Below are 16,495 nucleotides of genomic sequence, written 5' to 3'. Positions count from 1 at the left end.
GTACGGGCGTGTGTCCTGCCGGAGACACGTCACCTTACGCGGTGGGGGACCGGGGAGTGCCCGACCTGCGGTACGGGGCCGCTCAGACCGTGTACTCGTCGGCCGCGGACAGGGCGGCGTCCAGGGCCGCGAGGCCCTCCTTCGCCTCCGCCTCGGTGATCGTGCAGGGCGGGACGACATGGGTGCGGTTCATGTTGACGAAGGGCCACAGGCCGTGCGCCTTCGCGGCGGCGGCGAACGCGGCCATGGGGGCGTTCGCCTCACCCGCCGCGTTGTACGGCACCAGCGGCTCGCGGGTCTCGCGGTTCCGGACCAGCTCCAGGGCCCAGAACATGCCGACGCCGCGCACCTCGCCCACCGACGGGTGCCGCTCGGCCAGCGCCCGCAGCCCCGGCTCGATGACCTGCGCGCCCATCACGGCGGCGTTCGCGACGACGCCCTCCTGTGCCATCACCTCGATCGTGGCGACCGCGGCGGCGCAGGCCAGCGGGTGACCGGAGTAGGTCAGACCGCCCGGGTAGGGACGCCGGGCGAAGGTCTCGGCGATCCTGTGCGAGATGGCGACACCGCCGAGCGGCACATAGCCGGAGTTCACGCCCTTGGCGAAGGTCATCAGGTCGGGAACCACCTCGAACAGGTCGGCCGCGAACCACGCGCCGGTCCGCCCGAACCCGGCCATCACCTCGTCCAGGACGAAGACGATCCCGTGCTTGTCGCACAGGTCGCGCACGCCCGCGAGGTAGCCGCGGGGCGGGACCATGATCCCGGCAGTGCCCGGGATGGTCTCCAGGACGATCGCGGCGATCGTGCCGGGCCCCTCGAAGGCGATGGTCGTCTCCAGGTGCTCCAGTGCCCGCTCGCACTCCTGCTGCTCGGTCTCGGCGTAGAACCGCGAGCGGTACAGGAACGGCGCCCAGAAGTGCACCACGCCCGCCGCGCCGCTGTCGGAGGCCCAGCGGCGCGGGTCCCCGGTGATGTTCACGGCCTGCTGGGTGCCGCCGTGGTAGGAGCGGTACGCGGAGAGCACCTTGGGCCGGCCGGTGTGGAGTCGGGCCATGCGCACGGCGTGCTCCACCGCGTCGGCGCCGCCGTTGGTGAAGAAGATCTTGTCCAGGTCGCCGGGGGTGCGCTGGGCGATCAGCCGGGCGGCCTCGGAGCGGGCCTCGACGGCGAACGCCGGGGCGAAGGTGGCCAGGGTCGCGGCCTGCTCCTGGATCGCGGCGACGACCTTGGGATGCCGGTAGCCGATGTTGGTGAAGACGAGCCCGCTGGTGAAGTCGAGGTAGCGGTTGCCGTCGTAGTCCCAGAAGTACGACCCGTCCGCACCGGCGACGGCGAGCGGGTCGATGAGCTCCTGCGCTGACCACGAGTGGAAGACGTGCGCACGGTCCGCGGCCTTGACGGCGGCGCCGGCCTGGGGGTCGGTCTGAGGGATCATGCGGCGAGGCTAGGAGCGGGGGAGGCGGGCCGGACATGGGCGGGATGTCTGCGGTCGCGGGGAATCCGCGACAGGTTGTCGGGTTCCGGACGCCTCGCCGCGGCTCGTTACGGAACCGTGCGCGCCGCCGCTGCCGACTCCTTTCGGGACGGCACTATTCTCTGGCTGTCGCACGCACAGGGGGGCAGGTGAGGCGGCGATGGAACGGCTGGGGACCGGGGATCCGCTGGGGATCCCCCCGGGCTACAGGCTCCGGGGGAGCGTGGGGGCGTATCGGCTGCTGGCGCGGCTCGGGGTCGGCGGTATGGGGAGCGTGTATCTGGCCCGGTCCGACCGGGGCCGCACGGTCGCCGTGAAACTCGTGCGGCGGGAGCTGGCCGAGCAGGAGGAGTTCAGGGCCCGCTTCCGGCGGGAGGTGCGGGCCGCGCGGCGGGTCGGCGGGTACTGGACCGCGCCCGTCCTCGACGCCGACACCGAGGCCGACATCCCGTGGGTCGCCACCGGGTACGTGGCCGGGCCCACCCTGCAGACCGTCGTCTCGCACGACCACGGTGCCCTGCCGGAGCGCTCCGTGCGCGTGCTGGCCGCCGGGCTCGCCCACGCCCTGCAGGACATCCACGCCGCCGGGCTGATCCACCGCGACCTGAAGCCCTCCAACATCCTCGTGACCATCGACGGCCCCCGGGTCATCGACTTCGGCATCGCCCGTGCGCTGGAGACCCTCACGGGCGCCGGTTCCACGCGCACCGGGGCGCTCGTCGGGTCGCCCGGGTTCATGGCGCCCGAGCAGGTGCGGGGCGACCGCGTCACGCCCGCGTGCGACGTCTTCTGCCTGGGGTCCGTCCTGGCCTACGCCGCCACGGGCACCCTTCCCTTCGGGAGCGCGAACAGCGGGGCGCACGCCCTGATGTTCCGCATCGCACAGGAGGACCCGGACCTGGAGGGCCTGCCGGAGGGGCTGGCCGAGCTGGTACGGGACTGCCTGCGCAAGGACCCGGCCGCGCGGCCGACCCCGGCGCAGATCCTGGACCGCACGGGCGCCGACGACACGCTCAGCGAGGGCCGCAGCCGCGAACCGTGGCTGCCCGGCGCCCTGGTCGCACAGCTGGGACGCCACGCGGTGCGGTTGCTGGACGCGGAGGATCCGGAGGACCCCTCGCAGGGGCCGGGAGGCCGCGAGGAACCGGAGGACACGGAGGACCGGGAGGGCCCAAACGCTCCGGAGAAGGCGGGAGCGGGGACTCCGGCGGCTGCGCGGGCGACCACCCTCCCGGCCTCCCCGGCGCCCACGCTCCTCGCACCTCCGACGGCCCCCACGGTCCCCGGGCCCCTGCCCGCCTCCGGCGCGGTACCGCCACCCCTCGGTGTCTTCGGGCCTCCGCAGCAGCACCTCCAGCCGCCCGCCCCCGGAGGCTGGGGCAGGCCGCCGTACGGCCCGTCCCCGTACGGCGATCCGGCGCCAGCGCCCGCGCGGCGCAGCGGCCGTTTCACCGCCGTGCTGATCCTCGTCGCCCTGGTCGTCGCGCTCGGTGCGGGCGGTTCGGTGTACGCGGTGCTGCGCGGGGACGGGACCCGCACCACCGGCGGCGGCCCGGCGCGGGCCTCCGCGCCCACGACGCCCGGCCCGGGCACGCCCGGGCAGCCGTCCCGGTCGTCCTCGGTGTCCCCGTCGTCCTCGGCGCCCGCGTCGGCTTCGGCCGGCCCCGGCGTCGTCCCCGACGCCTACCTCGGCACCTGGACCGCGGCGATCGACAACGCCACCGGGCACAACACCCGGCGCCTGGTCGTCCAGCAGGGCCGGGTGGGGGACACGGTGCTGTCGCTGACCGCCGACGGCGACACGTACCACTGCGTCTTCCAGGCCGAGCTGGCCGAGAAGCCCACCGCGAACGGGCCGCTGAGGATCGGCCCGTCCACGGTCGCCGGACGGCGGTCGCCGTCCTGCACCCCGGGCGGCGCGACGGAACTGACGCTGCTCCCGGACGGCCGCCTCAAACGCCTGAACACGGCCAGCGGCAAGGCCCTGACCTATACGAAGGCCGGGTAGGCGCAGGGCAGGGGCAGGGGCAGGGGCAGGGGCAGGGGCAGGGCCGGGCGGCACCGGGCAGGCGCGGGGCGGGGCCGGGCAGGGTCGGGGCCGGGCAGGGTCGGGGTCGGCACCGGCCCCGGCTCTACCGGGCCTCCGGCGGCCGCTGGCGCGGCATGTTGGGCCGTGCGCCCGGCGGCGGGAACCGCCCCGGCACGGTGCCCTCCGGGCGAGGAGCCGCCGCCCCCGACGACTGCATCGCCAGCGGGGCGGAGCCGGTGCGGAACTCCGCCATCCAGTCCGCCGTCTCCGCCCGCACCAGCTCCGTCACGTCCTCGGAGAACCGCCGCAGCACCGAAAGGCACCGCTCCGCGGCCTCCGCCGCGGTCCCCTCCGTCGGCCCCAGCACCTCCCGCACGCTCTCCGACGCCCAGTCGAACTGCAGCGCCTGCAGCCGCCGCCCGACCGCCTGTGCCGTCGCCACGTCCCGCATCCAGCCGGACGTCACCCCGAAGTACCGGTCCCCGGCCACGCACGCCACCCCCACCAGCAGCGACAGGTACGCCCACGGAGCCACCCCGTGCGCCGCCCCGGTCAGGTCCAGCAGCGGAAGCGCGGCCCCGCACACGGCCCCCAGCGCAGCGCCCGCGCGCAGCGCCCGCGCCACCCGCCGCTTCCACACCCGGTTCGCGAGGTACCAGGCGGCCGTCTCCAGCGCCCGCCGCTCCACCCACCGGTACAGCTCGTCGAGCCGCTGGGCGGGCTCCCCCCAGTCGCCGTGCGGGAACGGCCGGCCCATGAAGCCACCGGGGGCACCGGGATCGCCCGGGTCGCCCGGCCGCAGCCCCGCCGCTCCGTCGCCCCGCCCGTCCTGGAGCGGGCCCTCGGGCTGCATCTCCGGCTGACTCACCCGGCACTCCCTACCTACGGCTATGACGTTCCGCGATGCACATTCCGTGATGCTCACTTCGCGCACCCTCCGCAGTGTGCTCGTGACGCGTGGTGCTGAAGCGCCGCTCCCTTCCTACCGCCGGGCGGGTGGCGGGTGACCGGGTTTCGCGGCTTTTCCGCCTGGAAGAGGGTCTTGGTCAGGTATACGACGCTCGGCAAACTCACTCGAAAGGGTGCCGCCGTAGGCGGGATACGGGTCCGGACGGGCTACGCCAGCGCGCGTCCCGGTGACCACGTAGGCTCGTGCCGAGGCGGCAGACCCCGCCCTGACATCCGTACGCCCCTACGCACGTAAGAAGCCGAACCGTACGAAGGCAGGAGCTGATCGTGTTTCCCGGTGGTGGCCAGCCCAACATGCAGCAGTTGCTCCAGCAGGCCCAGAAGATGCAGCAGGACCTCGCCGAGGCGCAGGAGGAGCTGGCGAGGACCGAGGTCGACGGCCAGGCGGGCGGCGGCCTGGTGAAGGCCACGGTCACCGGCGCCGGCGAGCTGCGCGCCCTGGTCATCGACCCCAAGGCGGTGGACCCGGAGGACACCGAGACCCTCGCCGACCTGATCGTCGCGGCCGTCCAGGCGGCCAACGAGAACGCGCAGGCCCTTCAGCAGCAGAAGCTCGGCCCGCTGGCCCAGGGGCTCGGCGGCGGCATCCCCGGCCTGCCGTTCTGAGTCACCCGGTGGCTCCGGCCGGGGAAGGGCGTCCGTCGGACCGTCCCTTCTGCGAAAGGCAGGCGCCAACTACCGTACGTACGAGGAAACCGAGCCCGGCTACCGTTCGTACCGAACCTCTTCCAGGAAAGGCAGTCCGTTGTACGAAGGCGTGGTCCAGGACCTCATCGACGAGCTGGGGCGGCTGCCCGGCGTCGGTCCGAAGAGCGCGCAGCGGATCGCCTTCCACATCCTGCAGGCCGAGCCGACGGACGTGCGCCGCCTCGCCCAGGCGCTGCTCGAGGTGAAGGCGAAGGTCCGCTTCTGCGCGACCTGTGGCAACGTCGCACAGGAGGAGCTGTGCGGCATCTGCCGCGACGCCCGCCGTGACCCGTCGGTCATCTGTGTGGTGGAGGAGCCGAAGGACGTCGTCGCGATCGAGCGGACCCGCGAGTTCCGGGGCCGCTACCACGTGCTCGGCGGCGCGATCAGCCCCATCGAGGGCGTGGGCCCGGACGATCTGCGCATCCGCGAACTGCTCGCGCGACTGGCCGACGGCGCGGTCACCGAGCTGATCCTGGCCACCGACCCGAACCTGGAGGGCGAGGCCACGGCCACGTACCTCGCCCGCATGATCAAACCCATGGGCCTGAAGGTCACCCGCCTGGCCAGCGGCCTCCCGGTGGGTGGCGACCTGGAATACGCGGACGAGGTCACCCTCGGCCGCGCCTTCGAGGGGAGACGACTCCTAGATGTCTGACGCCACGCTGCACGCGACGACGCAGGACCCGGACGACTTCGCCGTCCAGATCGCGGACCAGATCGAGAGCTTCCTGGTCGCCGTCACGGAGGTCGCGAAGGGGGACGAGCCGGACTCGGCCGTGCCCTTCCTCCTGCTGGAGGTCTCCCAGCTGCTTCTGGCCGGGGGCCGCCTCGGCGCGCACGAGGACATCGTCCCCGACGAGCGCTACGAGCCGGACCCGGGCCCGGAGCCGGACGTGGACGAGCTGCGCGAACGGCTCGCCACCATGCTCGACCCGGTCGACGTCTACTCGGAGGTCTTCGACCCGTACGAGCCGCGCAAGGCCCCGGTCCCGGCGCGTATCTCCGACGACCTGGCGGACGTGATCACGGATCTGCGCCACGGCATGGCCCACTACCGGGCCGGCCGCACCACCGAGGCCCTGTGGTGGTGGCAGTTCTCCTACTTCTCCAACTGGGGCTCCACCGCCTCCGCCACGCTCCGCGCCCTGCAGTCCGTGGTCGCGCACGTCCGCCTGAACCAGCCCCTGGAGGAACTGGACGGTCTCGACACCGACCAGGACCTCGGCGACGAGGTCCTGGCGGAGGAGGCCGGCCGGGTCATGGCCAAGGAGATCGCGGACCCGCTGGGCCTGCGGCCCGTCACCTGAGGACCCGGGAGGGTGATGCACCCGTCACCCTCCGTGATCCGCAGGCCCTCTGCTGTGACTCGCGGCACGTTTCGCGTACCCGCCCGGTGTTGGGGCAGGTGCCGTGCTGAGCGGCCCTCGGGCGGCGGCGGAGAGCGGCGGTGAAAAACCGTCGCAGGCCGTCGTCCGTCCGAAGAAAAACGGGATGATCCCCATGTGAGCGGGACATCTCACCATGCGGTACCCCGGAAGGGAAATTCGGTCGCTCGATAGACTGAGCCGACCGCACCTGCGTCTCGCAGGCGCGGAAAGAGACGGACTGAGCGAGGAGCGCACGTGGGCCTTGTCGTGCAGAAGTACGGAGGCTCCTCCGTAGCCGATGCCGAAGGCATCAAGCGCGTCGCCAAGCGGATCGTGGAAGCCAAGAAGAACGGCAACCAGGTGGTTGTCGTGGTCTCCGCGATGGGCGACACGACGGACGAGCTGATCGATCTCGCCGAGCAGGTTTCCCCGATGCCTGCCGGGCGTGAGTTCGACATGCTGCTGACCGCCGGAGAGCGGATCTCCATGGCCCTGCTGGCCATGGCGATCAAGAACCTGGGTCACGAGGCCCAGTCGTTCACCGGCAGCCAGGCGGGCGTGATCACCGACTCGGTCCACAACAAAGCCCGGATCATCGACGTCACGCCGGGCCGCATCCGCACCGCGCTGGACGAGGGCAACATCGCGATCGTCGCCGGCTTCCAGGGCGTCAGCCAGGACAAGAAGGACATCACCACGCTCGGCCGTGGCGGCTCGGACACCACGGCGGTGGCCCTCGCGGCCGCCCTCGACGCCGAGGTGTGCGAGATCTACACCGACGTCGACGGCGTGTTCACCGCCGACCCGCGCGTGGTGAAGAAGGCCCGGAAGATCGACTGGATCTCCTTCGAGGACATGCTGGAGCTGGCCTCGTCCGGGTCCAAGGTGCTGCTCCACCGCTGTGTGGAGTACGCCCGCCGCTACAACATCCCGATCCACGTCCGCTCCTCCTTCAGCGGGCTGCAGGGCACGTGGGTCAGCAGCGAGCCGATCGAGCAAGGGGACAAGAAGGTGGAGCAGGCCATCATCTCCGGTGTCGCGCACGACACCTCCGAGGCCAAGATCACGGTCGTCGGCGTGCCGGACAAGCCGGGCGAGGCCGCCTCGATCTTCCGCGCCATCGCCGACGCCGAGATCAACATCGACATGGTCGTGCAGAACGTGTCGGCCGCGTCGACGGGGCTCACGGACATCTCCTTCACGCTCCCGAAGAGCGAGGGGCGCAAGGCGATCGACGCACTGGAGAAGGCCAAGACCGCGATCGGGTTCGACTCGCTGCGCTACGACGACCAGATCGGCAAGATCTCCCTCGTCGGCGCCGGCATGAAGACCAACCCGGGCGTCACGGCCGACTTCTTCACCGCGCTGTCCGACGCGGGCGTGAACATCGAGCTGATCTCGACCTCCGAGATCCGTATCTCGGTCGTCACGCGCAAGGACGACGTGCCCGAGGCGGTCCGCGCGGTGCACACCGCGTTCGGCCTGGACTCCGAGAGCGACGAGGCGGTCGTCTACGGAGGCACCGGGCGATGACCGGGCTCCCCCGCCGGGGGACGAAGCCGACGCTCGCGGTCGTGGGTGCGACCGGAGCCGTCGGTTCGGTCATGCTCCAGATCCTGTCCCAGCACGCGGACATCTGGGGTGAGATCCGTCTGCTCGCCTCGCCGCGCTCGGCCGGCCGCAAGCTGGCCGTACGCGGCGAGGAGGTCGAGGTCATGGCGCTCTCCGAAGAGGCGCTGGTCGGCGTCGACGTGGCGATGTTCGACGTACCGGACGAGGTCGCGGCGCACTGGGCGCCCGTCGCCGCCGCGCTGGGCGCGATCGTGGTGGACAACTCGGGTGCGTTCCGCATGCATCCCGATGTGCCGCTGGTCGTGCCGGAGGTCAATCCGCACGCCGCCCGGGTGCGTCCGCGCGGCATCATCGCCAACCCCAACTGCACGACGCTGTCGATGATCGTGGCCCTCGGCGCCCTGCACGCCGAGTTCGGGCTGCGCGAACTGGTCGTCTCCTCGTACCAGGCCGTCAGCGGCGCGGGCCGCGCGGGCGTCGACACGCTGCGCCAGCAGCTGTCGCTGGTCGCGGGTACGGAGCTGGGGACCAAGCCCGGTGACGTACGGCGCGCGGTGGGCGACAACACCGGGCCCTTCCCGGAGCCGGTGGCGTTGAACGTCGTGCCGTGGGCCGGGTCGCCGCGCGAGGACGGGTGGTCCTCGGAGGAGATGAAGGTCCGTGACGAGTCCCGCAAGATCCTGGGGCTGCCCCACCTGCGCGTGGCCGTCACCTGTGTCCGCGTGCCGGTGGTCACCACGCACTCGCTGACCGTCCACGCCTGTTTCGAGGGCGAGGTCACGGTGGACCGGGCACGCGAGATCCTCGCCACAGCGCCCGGCGTCGTCCTGTTCGACAATCCGGAGGCGGGCGAATTCCCCACGCCCGCGGACGTGGTGGGCACCGACCCCACGTGGGTCGGCCGGGTGCGGCGGGCCCTGGACGACCCGGCGGCGCTGGAGCTCTTCGTCTGCGGCGACAACCTGCGCAAGGGCGCCGCACTGAACACCGCTCAGATCGCCGAACTGGTGGCGCAGGAGCTGGGTGCCACCGCTTGAAGCCCCCTGCCGGACAGCCGACGGCCGGAAAGCTCTGACCACTGGCTGAAACGTTTGTAGGATCTGTGTGGGTTGCACGGACCATCCCGTGGTCCGGATCACTCGAATCGAAGGTTCTCGGCGTCCGAAGGTTTCACTCCCCGCCCCCGCAACCATGCGCAGGGCGGGGAGCGTCTTTGCGGTCGTCCTCCGGGGGCTGGGCGCACAAGGGGCACAGGGGAAGAGCTGGTACGCATGAGGGCACTTGAGGCATCGTCCGGTGCGCTGGGGGGCGCAGGAGGGGACGTGCACAGGGACGTGCTGCCTGACGCGAACGTGATGCCTGTCGCGTACAACCCTGGCGGGGGCGGGCGTGTCCAACTGGCGTGGCAGAGGTACTCGAATTCACCGCGGTACGGACGAGGGGCGCGGCTCTCCGTCCGCCCCGCCGTCCCCGCATGTCCGGCGCGCCCGGCGGCATGCCGGTGATCGCCCCCATGCCCGCAGCGCGGCCCGCCCGCATACCGAACCAGCGCGAGGGCGCTGAGGAGACGACGGCCGCCGGCACCACGGTCGACCATCTCACCGAGACCTACCGCGCCCACTACCGCTCCCTGCTGGGTCTCGCGGCGCTCCTCCTCGACGACACCGCGTCCTGCGAGGACGTCGTCCAGGAGGCGTTCATCCGCGTGCACTCCGCGCGCAAGCGCGTGCGCGACCCGGAGAAGACGCTCGCGTACCTCCGCCAGACCGTCGTCAACCTGTCGCGTTCCACGCTGCGCCGCCGCATCCTCGGCCTGAAGCTGCTGACGAAGCCGATGCCGGACATGGCGAGCGCGGAGGAGGGCGCGTACGACCAGTTGGAGCGCGACTCGCTGATCAAGGCGATGAAGGGCCTGCAGCGCCGTCAGCGGGAGGTCCTGGTGCTGCGCTACTTCGCCGACATGACCGAGGCTCAGGTGGCGCAGACGCTGGGCATATCGCTGGGCTCGGTGAAGGCGTACGGCTCGCGCGGCATCGCGGCGCTCCGTGTCGCCATGGGGGCACCGGCATGAGCGAGTACGAGGAGGGCCCCGGGCACGCCACCTGGGGGCGCGACTCCCACGAACGACACGAGCCCTACGAGTGGCGCGAGCCGACGGACCGGCCGGGGTCCCTCGAGACGGGCCATGAGCAGCACGCCGGGAACGGAACCGTGAACCACCGCCCCGACGACCAGGCCCGTGCGGACACCGGGCGGGACCGGCTCCTGGCTGCGCTCGCGGGTGGCGGGGCCGGGCCGGGCTCCGGCGGCGCGGACCTGCCCGGGGACGGCGACGGGATGCCCGAAGGACTCGGTTCGGACGAACTGGCGCTGCGGCGGATGCTGCACCAGGCCGTGGGCGACATCGAGCCGCGCGAGGGCAGCCTCGACCATCTGCGCCGGGCGGTACCCGCCCGGCGGGCCCGCAAGCGGCAGGCCGTGGTCGGCATGGCGGCCGCCGCCCTGTTCCTCGGCACCGCGGTCCCGGCCCTCGTGCACGTCTCGAACGCCACCGGTACGAACGCCGACCCGTCCATCGCCGGTCAGGCCTCCGACGCCCAGCACAGCGCCGGCCAGGGCAAGGCGCCGGACGGCGGCTCCAGCGGCTCCAGCGGCTCCTCCGGGACGTCCGGCCAGACCGGAGGCGGGAGCTCGAAGGGCAAGGAGGACAAGGCGAAGGGGGCGGGCGGCGGGGCCACCGGCGGGACGAACCCTTCGGCCTCCGCGCAGACCGCTCCCCCGTGCACCGCGGCCCAGCTCGGCCACGCGACCGCCACCGCGGGCGCCCCGGACTCCAACGGCACGGTCTACGGCACGTTCCGCGTCACCAACGCCTCCGCCGCGAGCTGTACCGTCTCGAGCAGAGGCGACGTCACCACGGCCGCGCACGGCGCTGCGGACCCGTCCAAGATCACCGTGGTGAACCACGTCACGGGCGATCCCGCCACCGGCCTGCCCGACCCCGGGCAGGAGGTCACCTCGCTCGTGCTCAAGCCGGGAGCGGCGTACGAGGTCGAGTTCGCCTGGGTTCCCGCCCAGACCTGCCCCACCACCGGCAGCGGCACCGGGGGCGGCGGAGGCGGCGGGGGCGCCTCACCCGACCCCAGCCCCACGGAGAGCACCAGCACGAGCGGCGGCGGCTCGAGCCCGGCGAGCAGCGGCACGGCACCGCAGCTGATGACGGAGGACGGTGTGGCCGACGGCAGCGTGACCGTCTCCCTCACCCCGGTGACCGGCTCCGCGGCCTCCTCGGCCACCATCGCCAACGCCTGCGCGGGCACGGTCTACCGCACGGGGCTGCTGGCGGGCACCTGAACCCCGTTCCGGCGGTGCTCAGGGCTTGGCGGCCGGCGACGGGCTCTCGCCGGTGGCTTCCTCGATCCCGGCGGCCTCGCCCTTGCGGGCCTCGCCCTGGCCGGCCGCCGGTGGGGGCGAGACCTCGGGGGCCGTGCCGGTGTCCGGACCTTCCGGTACGAGGCCCAGCCGTGCGTCGCGGGCGTACTCCACCTCGCGGCGCAGCAGACGGAACCACATGAAGAGCGTGAAGCCCGCGAAGACGAACCACTCGCCGGTGTAGCCCAGGTTCTGGAACGCCTTCAGGTCCAGTCCGCTCCCCGCGGGCGCCGTCGCCGGTACCGCCTTCATCCCGCTGTCGGCCTTGGTGAGGGTGATCCACGCGTCGTACACGTCGTACGGCACCAGGTTCACCAGGGTCGCCGTGCTGATCGCCCCGGTCTGGCCGGCGGGCAGTCCGCCTGCCGCGCCGGCCCCGGCCGACCCCGGGCTCTCCGAGGACTGCAGGGCGCCCGTGACGGTGATCTCGCCGGCCGGCGGCGCGGGGGCCTTCGCGGGGTCGGCGTCACCCGGAAGCCAGCCCCGCACCACCGGCAGCGCCTTGCCCCCGTCGGTCCGCAGCATCGTCAGCACGTAGAACCCGCGCCTGCCGTCCAGCTCCCGGTCAGGCACCAGCAGCTGCTTCCCGTACCGCCCGGTCGCCGTGGCCTGCTTCCCCGACGTGCTCTGGGTCACGGGCAACAGCTCCCGCAGCGGCCGGGCCGCTTCCCCGCGGGCGGCGGAGGCCTGCTCGCTCGCCAACCGGTGGTCCTGCACCCGGGCCTCGAACCGGCTCAGCTGCCACGACCCCATGAAGACGCAGAAGGGGATGGCGAGCAGGACGAAGACGTTGATCCCCCACCAGCGGGGCGTCAGCAGAAACCGGTACACGCCATCAACGGTACGGTGCCGCCACCGGGCCCCCGCCGTGGGGCCCGCCGTCAGGCTGCGCCATCACCTCCCAGATGCCGCGCCGCGAAGTCCAGCTCCAGCCGGACCTGCTTGATCCGCTCGTCGACCACGAGCGAGCCGTGCCCCGCGTCGTACCGGTACACCTCGTGCACCGCACCTCGCGCGGCCAGCCGGTGCACATAGTTCTCGACCTGGCGGATGGGGCAGCGCGGGTCGTTCACCCCCGCCGAGATGTACACCGGCGCCTTCACCGCGTCGACGTAGGTCAGCGGCGACGACGCCTCGAACCGCTCCGGCACCTCCTCGGGGGTGCCCCCGAGCAGCGTCCGGTCCATGGCCTTGAGCGCCTCCATCTCGTCGTGGTAGGCCGTGACGTAGTCCGCGACCGGCACCGCCGCGATCCCGATCGTCCACAGCTCCGGCTGGGTGCCGAGCCCGAGCAGCGTCAGGTAGCCGCCCCACGAGCCGCCCGTCAGCACCAGCCGCTCGGGGTCCGTCAGCCCGGACGACACCGCCCACTCCCGGACTGCCGCGATGTCCTCCAGCTCGATCAGTCCGACCCGGTGCTTGAGCGCGTCCGTCCACTCGCGCCCATAACCCGTCGAACCGCGGTAGTTGACCCGCACCACCGCGTACCCGTGGTCGACCCAGGCCGCCGGGCCCGCGGCGAACGAGTCGCCGTCGTGCCAGGTGGGACCGCCGTGGATGTCGAACACCGTCGGCAGCGGCCCGGACGCCCCCGGCGGCCTCTGCACCAGCGCGTGGATGCGGCCGCCCGGCCCGTCCACCCACACGTCCTCCACCGGCACCGACCCGGGCGCCCGGATCCCGGGAGGATCCAGCACCACCCTGCCCGAGGTGGACCGGACCACGGGAGGCTCGGCCGCGGACGACCACAGGTACTCCACGGTCCCGTCGGGCCGGGCCGTCGCCCCCGACACCGTCCCCGGCGGTGTCGGGACCCGCACCAGCCCACGGGTGGCGAGGTCGTAGCGGAACAGCTCGCTGCGCGCCTCGAAACCGTGCACGACCAGCAGTGCCGAGCCGTCCGGATACCACTCCGCGGCCACGTCCCCCGGCAGGTCCAGCTGCAGGTCCGTCTCCTCGCCGGTGGCGACGTCCCACACCAGCGGCTCCCACCGGCCGCGCCGCTGGTGCCCGATGAGCAGCCGGGTGTCCCCGTCGACCGGCGCGAAGCCCAGCACCTCCAGGCCCAGCTCGACCGTGCCGCCCTTGGTGTCGTCCAGCTCCGCGACCGTCGAACCGTCCGGCCGCAGCACGCGCAGCGCCGAGTGCATCGCGTCGCCGTGCTCCGTGTGTTCGATCGCGATCAGCGAGCCGTCGTGGGAGAGGTCGCCCACCCCGGCCGACTCGCGGTGCCGGTAGATCTCCACCGGGTCCCGGCCCGCCCGCACCAGATGGATCGTGGAACCGTCCTGGTCGGTGGAGCGGCCCACGACCGCCGCCCGCCCGTCCCGCCCGATCGCGAGCCCCGCCGGATACGACGGCTCGAGCCCGGGAGCCGCCGGCTCATCGGTTCCGCCGCCCGGACCGGAGGCATCGCGCACGAAGCGCTGGCGTCTCCAGATCCCGAACTCGTCCCCGTCCGTGTCGTCGAACCACCAGATCCACTCGCCGTCCGGCGAGAGCACGCCCTCGGTCGTGCCGGTCGCCCGGTCCGTGACCTGGCGTTGCTCGCCCGTTTCGCGATCCCAGGCGTACAGCTCGTACGTCCCCGTCGCGTTGGAGACGAACAGCGAACGGTGCGGCGCGTCCTCCGCCCAGTCCGGCAGCGACACCCGCGACGCCCGGAAGCGCTTCTCCCAGTCCGGCATCTCCCCGCCGCGCTCGAGCGAGGGGGAGCCGTTGCTCTCAGTCATGGCCCCATAGTGCCCGGTCGGACCGACGTCCCGCGGGTCAGGCCCCCAGCCTGTGGACAACCCGGCTCCGGACCTGTGGACGCCTGCGGCCGGGTTCAGCCCCGGCCGCGCCCGCCCTGGACCGCATCAGCTCCCGGCCTGGACCGGATCAGCTCCCGGCCCGGACCGGATCAGCTCCCGGCCGGCTCCCCGCGCCTGCGCCCCAGCAGGTCCGCGAGGCCGCGTCGCGTCGCCGCCAGGACCACTCGGTCCTCCGCACGCAGCACATAGGTGGGCGGCAGGTCCCAGACCAGGCCCGAGTCGCGGTCGGGCGTGCGCGTCTCCGGGTCCGGCGTCTGGCCGCGTTCCTCCGGCGCCGCGGTGTCCAGAGCGAGCACCCGCCACGACCCGGCACGGAACGCCTGGGCGACCGTCTTCCCCTCCAGCTGAGGATGCCCGGCCACGTCCACGGCGGCGAACAGCAGCACCCGCCGCTCCACCGGGACGGCCCCCAGGATCTGCCGCCCCAGCATGGCCCCGGCGAACGCGGGCGCGGCCAGGTGGGAGACGCTGCGGCTGCGCGTCTGTGCGTCCGGGTACGCGGCGCGCAGGGTGCGGTAGACCGCGGTCGCGAAGTCGTCGTCGTACAGGCGCAGGACGACCCGCAGGTCGGGCCGTACCGAGCGGGCGTACAGGACGGCCTCGAGGTTCGTCGTGTCGGAGCTGGTCAGGGCGAGCAGCGCGTGCGCCCGGTGGATCTTGGCGGCTTCCAGTACGCCTTCCTGTGTGACGTCCCCGAGCACCACCGGCACCCGCAGCCGCCGGGCCGTCGCCAGGCCCCGCGCCTCCGGGTCGCCCTCCACGCACACCACCGGGATCCTCAGTTCCCGCAGCCGGGTCATGACCCGGGTGCCGATCTTGCCGACGCCGAGCAGCACCACGTGTCCGGACAGTCCGCGCGGCGGTCTGCGCAGCGCGGTGCCGCTGCGGAAGGTGCCGAGGGCTTCGAGCACGGCCGCCAGCAGCACCGGCAGCAGCAGCAACCCGACCAGTGAGGACAGCAGCTGCAGGATCTGCCGTCCGACGGGCTCCCCGATGGCCGGGTTGTCGATCGCGAACAGGTCCAGCAGCGTCACGTAGGTGGCACGCAGCGGAGGTTCGCCGGTGACCGCGCTCGACGCGATCGCGAGCCCGACCACGCAGCCCACCAGTCCGGCGACCGACCAGCGCAGCCGCCGGGACAACAGCGAGCCGAGCGGTACGACACTGCGCCCGGCGGGCAGTGCCGGACCGGCGTAGGAGACGGTCTCCAGGACGATGGTGCCGCGCCCGGTGGCCTCCCTCACCGACCTTTCGTCGGGCAGGAGCTGGGGCCCCTGGTCGCCGCCCGCCTCGGAACCGTGCGCCCCGGCGCGGTCGCCGTCGGACAGCAACGCCAGGGTGCACAGCCCCGGGTCGGCGACCTGACCCGGCCGCGGCGGCGGACGCTCGACGGCCCGCAGCAGGAGCCCGTCGGTCTGGACGACCTTGGTGGTGCCGGCGACGGCGGTCGCGGCCAGGGCGGGCGCGGCGGTGTCGGCGTCGGACAGCACGGTCGTGGACGCGTCGAACCCCTCGACGTCGCCGCTGCCCCCGGACGCCAGGGTCGCCGCCTGGTCGAGGAGGGCCTCTATGTGCTGCCCGAGCCGCCGGTTGTACAGGCGCAGGACGAGCCGCAGCCGCGGGTTGAGGCGGCGTGCGGTGAGCGCGGCGCGGATGTTGGTCTCGTCGTCGTCATAGACGAGCGCCAGCGCCGCGGCCCGCTCCACACCGGCCTCCGCGAGCACGGCCTCGGACGCCTCGACGGCCTCCACCACCCGTGGCTGACCGGCGGGTTCGGCACTGCGGCCGCCGCCGGACCCGGCGGTGCGCCCGTCCGTGCCGTTGCCGTTGCCACTGTTGTTGCCGTTGCCGTTGCCGTTGCCCGCCGCGCGCGTGACGGCGGCGGAGACCCGGTCGAGCAGCGTCGAGGCGCGGGCACGGCCCACCACCGGCTGCGGGGCGACCCGGACGGCGGGCGGGACGACGAGCGTCACCTGTTCGCCGTACACGCCGCGCAACTCGGCGGCCAGCCGGTGCGCGAGTCCGTCGTCCCCGCACACCACCATGTGCGGGACGCCGTCCCCGGACCCGTTCTGCTGCGGTACCCCTGCCCCCACGGGGACAAAGACTGCCCTACGGGGGCGCAGGTTCCACAGCGGCAGGTGCG

The 16,495-nt window shown here is 73.2% G+C and carries 13 protein-coding genes; 8 read left to right on the top strand and 5 right to left on the bottom strand.

Annotation, left to right across the window (positions count from 1 at the left end; genetic code table 11):
* Window positions 1-82 precede the first annotated feature (82 nt).
* On the bottom strand, window positions 83-1,438 hold the full coding sequence (locus AC5WS8_RS29230) for an aspartate aminotransferase family protein (protein ID WP_496106498.1): 1,356 nt from the start codon (window positions 1,436-1,438) through the stop codon (window positions 83-85).
* Window positions 1,439-1,637: 199 nt separating this feature from the next.
* Here AC5WS8_RS29230 and AC5WS8_RS29225 point away from each other — a divergent pair, with 199 nt between their 5' ends.
* A complete protein-coding gene (locus AC5WS8_RS29225) occupies window positions 1,638-3,485 on the top strand; it encodes a serine/threonine-protein kinase (RefSeq protein ID WP_496106497.1) in 1,848 nt (615 codons plus the stop codon).
* A gap of 124 nt (window positions 3,486-3,609) precedes the next feature.
* Here AC5WS8_RS29225 and AC5WS8_RS29220 read toward each other — a convergent pair whose 3' ends face one another.
* Complete coding sequence (locus AC5WS8_RS29220; protein WP_496106496.1) at window positions 3,610-4,374, bottom strand: SLATT domain-containing protein; 765 nt, start codon at window positions 4,372-4,374, stop codon at window positions 3,610-3,612.
* A gap of 368 nt (window positions 4,375-4,742) precedes the next feature.
* Between AC5WS8_RS29220 and AC5WS8_RS29215 the strand changes: the two genes are divergently transcribed.
* From AC5WS8_RS29215 to AC5WS8_RS29185, 7 genes are all read left to right on the top strand, one after another.
* Window positions 4,743-5,081 carry a YbaB/EbfC family nucleoid-associated protein gene (locus AC5WS8_RS29215; protein ID WP_496106495.1) on the top strand — a complete coding sequence of 113 codons (339 nt, stop codon included), beginning with the start codon at window positions 4,743-4,745 and terminating at the stop codon, window positions 5,079-5,081.
* A gap of 139 nt (window positions 5,082-5,220) precedes the next feature.
* Window positions 5,221-5,820 carry a recombination mediator RecR gene (gene recR, locus AC5WS8_RS29210; protein ID WP_310763199.1) on the top strand — a complete coding sequence of 200 codons (600 nt, stop codon included), beginning with the start codon at window positions 5,221-5,223 and terminating at the stop codon, window positions 5,818-5,820.
* The gene (locus tag AC5WS8_RS29205; protein ID WP_496106494.1) at window positions 5,813-6,472 is read left to right on the top strand and encodes a DUF5063 domain-containing protein; all 660 of its coding nucleotides are present in this window, start codon (window positions 5,813-5,815) and stop codon (window positions 6,470-6,472) included. The genes recR and AC5WS8_RS29205 overlap by 8 nt, the downstream gene beginning before the upstream one ends.
* A gap of 315 nt (window positions 6,473-6,787) precedes the next feature.
* Window positions 6,788-8,065 carry an aspartate kinase gene (locus tag AC5WS8_RS29200; RefSeq protein ID WP_496106493.1) on the top strand — a complete coding sequence of 426 codons (1,278 nt, stop codon included), beginning with the start codon at window positions 6,788-6,790 and terminating at the stop codon, window positions 8,063-8,065.
* Window positions 8,062-9,141 carry an aspartate-semialdehyde dehydrogenase gene (locus AC5WS8_RS29195; RefSeq protein ID WP_496106492.1) on the top strand — a complete coding sequence of 360 codons (1,080 nt, stop codon included), beginning with the start codon at window positions 8,062-8,064 and terminating at the stop codon, window positions 9,139-9,141. The genes AC5WS8_RS29200 and AC5WS8_RS29195 overlap by 4 nt, the downstream gene beginning before the upstream one ends.
* 437 nt (window positions 9,142-9,578) lie before the next feature.
* Entirely contained in the window at window positions 9,579-10,175 is a 597-nt protein-coding gene (locus tag AC5WS8_RS29190) for a SigE family RNA polymerase sigma factor (protein ID WP_496106491.1), read from the top strand.
* Window positions 10,172-11,458 (top strand): hypothetical protein, encoded by a 1,287-nt coding sequence (locus AC5WS8_RS29185; protein ID WP_496106490.1) that lies wholly within the window; start codon window positions 10,172-10,174, stop codon window positions 11,456-11,458. The genes AC5WS8_RS29190 and AC5WS8_RS29185 overlap by 4 nt, the downstream gene beginning before the upstream one ends.
* Window positions 11,459-11,476: 18 nt before the next feature.
* Here AC5WS8_RS29185 and AC5WS8_RS29180 read toward each other — a convergent pair whose 3' ends face one another.
* The 3 genes from AC5WS8_RS29180 to AC5WS8_RS29170 form a co-directional block, all read right to left on the bottom strand.
* Window positions 11,477-12,367, bottom strand: a complete 891-nt coding sequence (locus tag AC5WS8_RS29180; protein WP_496106489.1) for an SURF1 family protein — start codon at window positions 12,365-12,367, stop codon at window positions 11,477-11,479.
* Window positions 12,368-12,417: 50 nt separating this feature from the next.
* Window positions 12,418-14,268, bottom strand: coding sequence for a S9 family peptidase (locus AC5WS8_RS29175; protein ID WP_496106488.1), 1,851 nt, complete (start codon window positions 14,266-14,268; stop codon window positions 12,418-12,420).
* Between the two features lie 170 nt (window positions 14,269-14,438).
* Window positions 14,439-16,394 (bottom strand): NAD-binding protein, encoded by a 1,956-nt coding sequence (locus AC5WS8_RS29170; protein WP_496106579.1) that lies wholly within the window; start codon window positions 16,392-16,394, stop codon window positions 14,439-14,441.
* Window positions 16,395-16,495 lie beyond the last annotated feature (101 nt).

The organism is Streptomyces sp. PTL18 (assembly GCF_059510295.1).
This window is presented reverse-complemented; position numbering and strand designations above follow the sequence as displayed.

Bases quoted from the DNA above. Each gene is read 5' to 3' on its own strand.
- AC5WS8_RS29195 (WP_496106492.1), top strand. From the start codon at position 8,062: ATGACCGGGCTCCCCCGCCGGGGGACGAAGCCGACGCTCGCGGTCGTG.
- AC5WS8_RS29225 (WP_496106497.1), top strand. From the start codon at position 1,638: ATGGAACGGCTGGGGACCGGGGATCCGCTGGGGATCCCCCCGGGCTAC.
- AC5WS8_RS29185 (WP_496106490.1), top strand. From the start codon at position 10,172: ATGAGCGAGTACGAGGAGGGCCCCGGGCACGCCACCTGGGGGCGCGAC.
- AC5WS8_RS29175 (WP_496106488.1), bottom strand. From the start codon at position 14,268: ATGACTGAGAGCAACGGCTCCCCCTCGCTCGAGCGCGGCGGGGAGATG.
- AC5WS8_RS29230 (WP_496106498.1), bottom strand. From the start codon at position 1,438: ATGATCCCTCAGACCGACCCCCAGGCCGGCGCCGCCGTCAAGGCCGCG.
- AC5WS8_RS29205 (WP_496106494.1), top strand. From the start codon at position 5,813: ATGTCTGACGCCACGCTGCACGCGACGACGCAGGACCCGGACGACTTC.
- AC5WS8_RS29190 (WP_496106491.1), top strand. From the start codon at position 9,579: ATGTCCGGCGCGCCCGGCGGCATGCCGGTGATCGCCCCCATGCCCGCA.
- AC5WS8_RS29170 (WP_496106579.1), bottom strand. From the start codon at position 16,394: ATGGTGGTGTGCGGGGACGACGGACTCGCGCACCGGCTGGCCGCCGAG.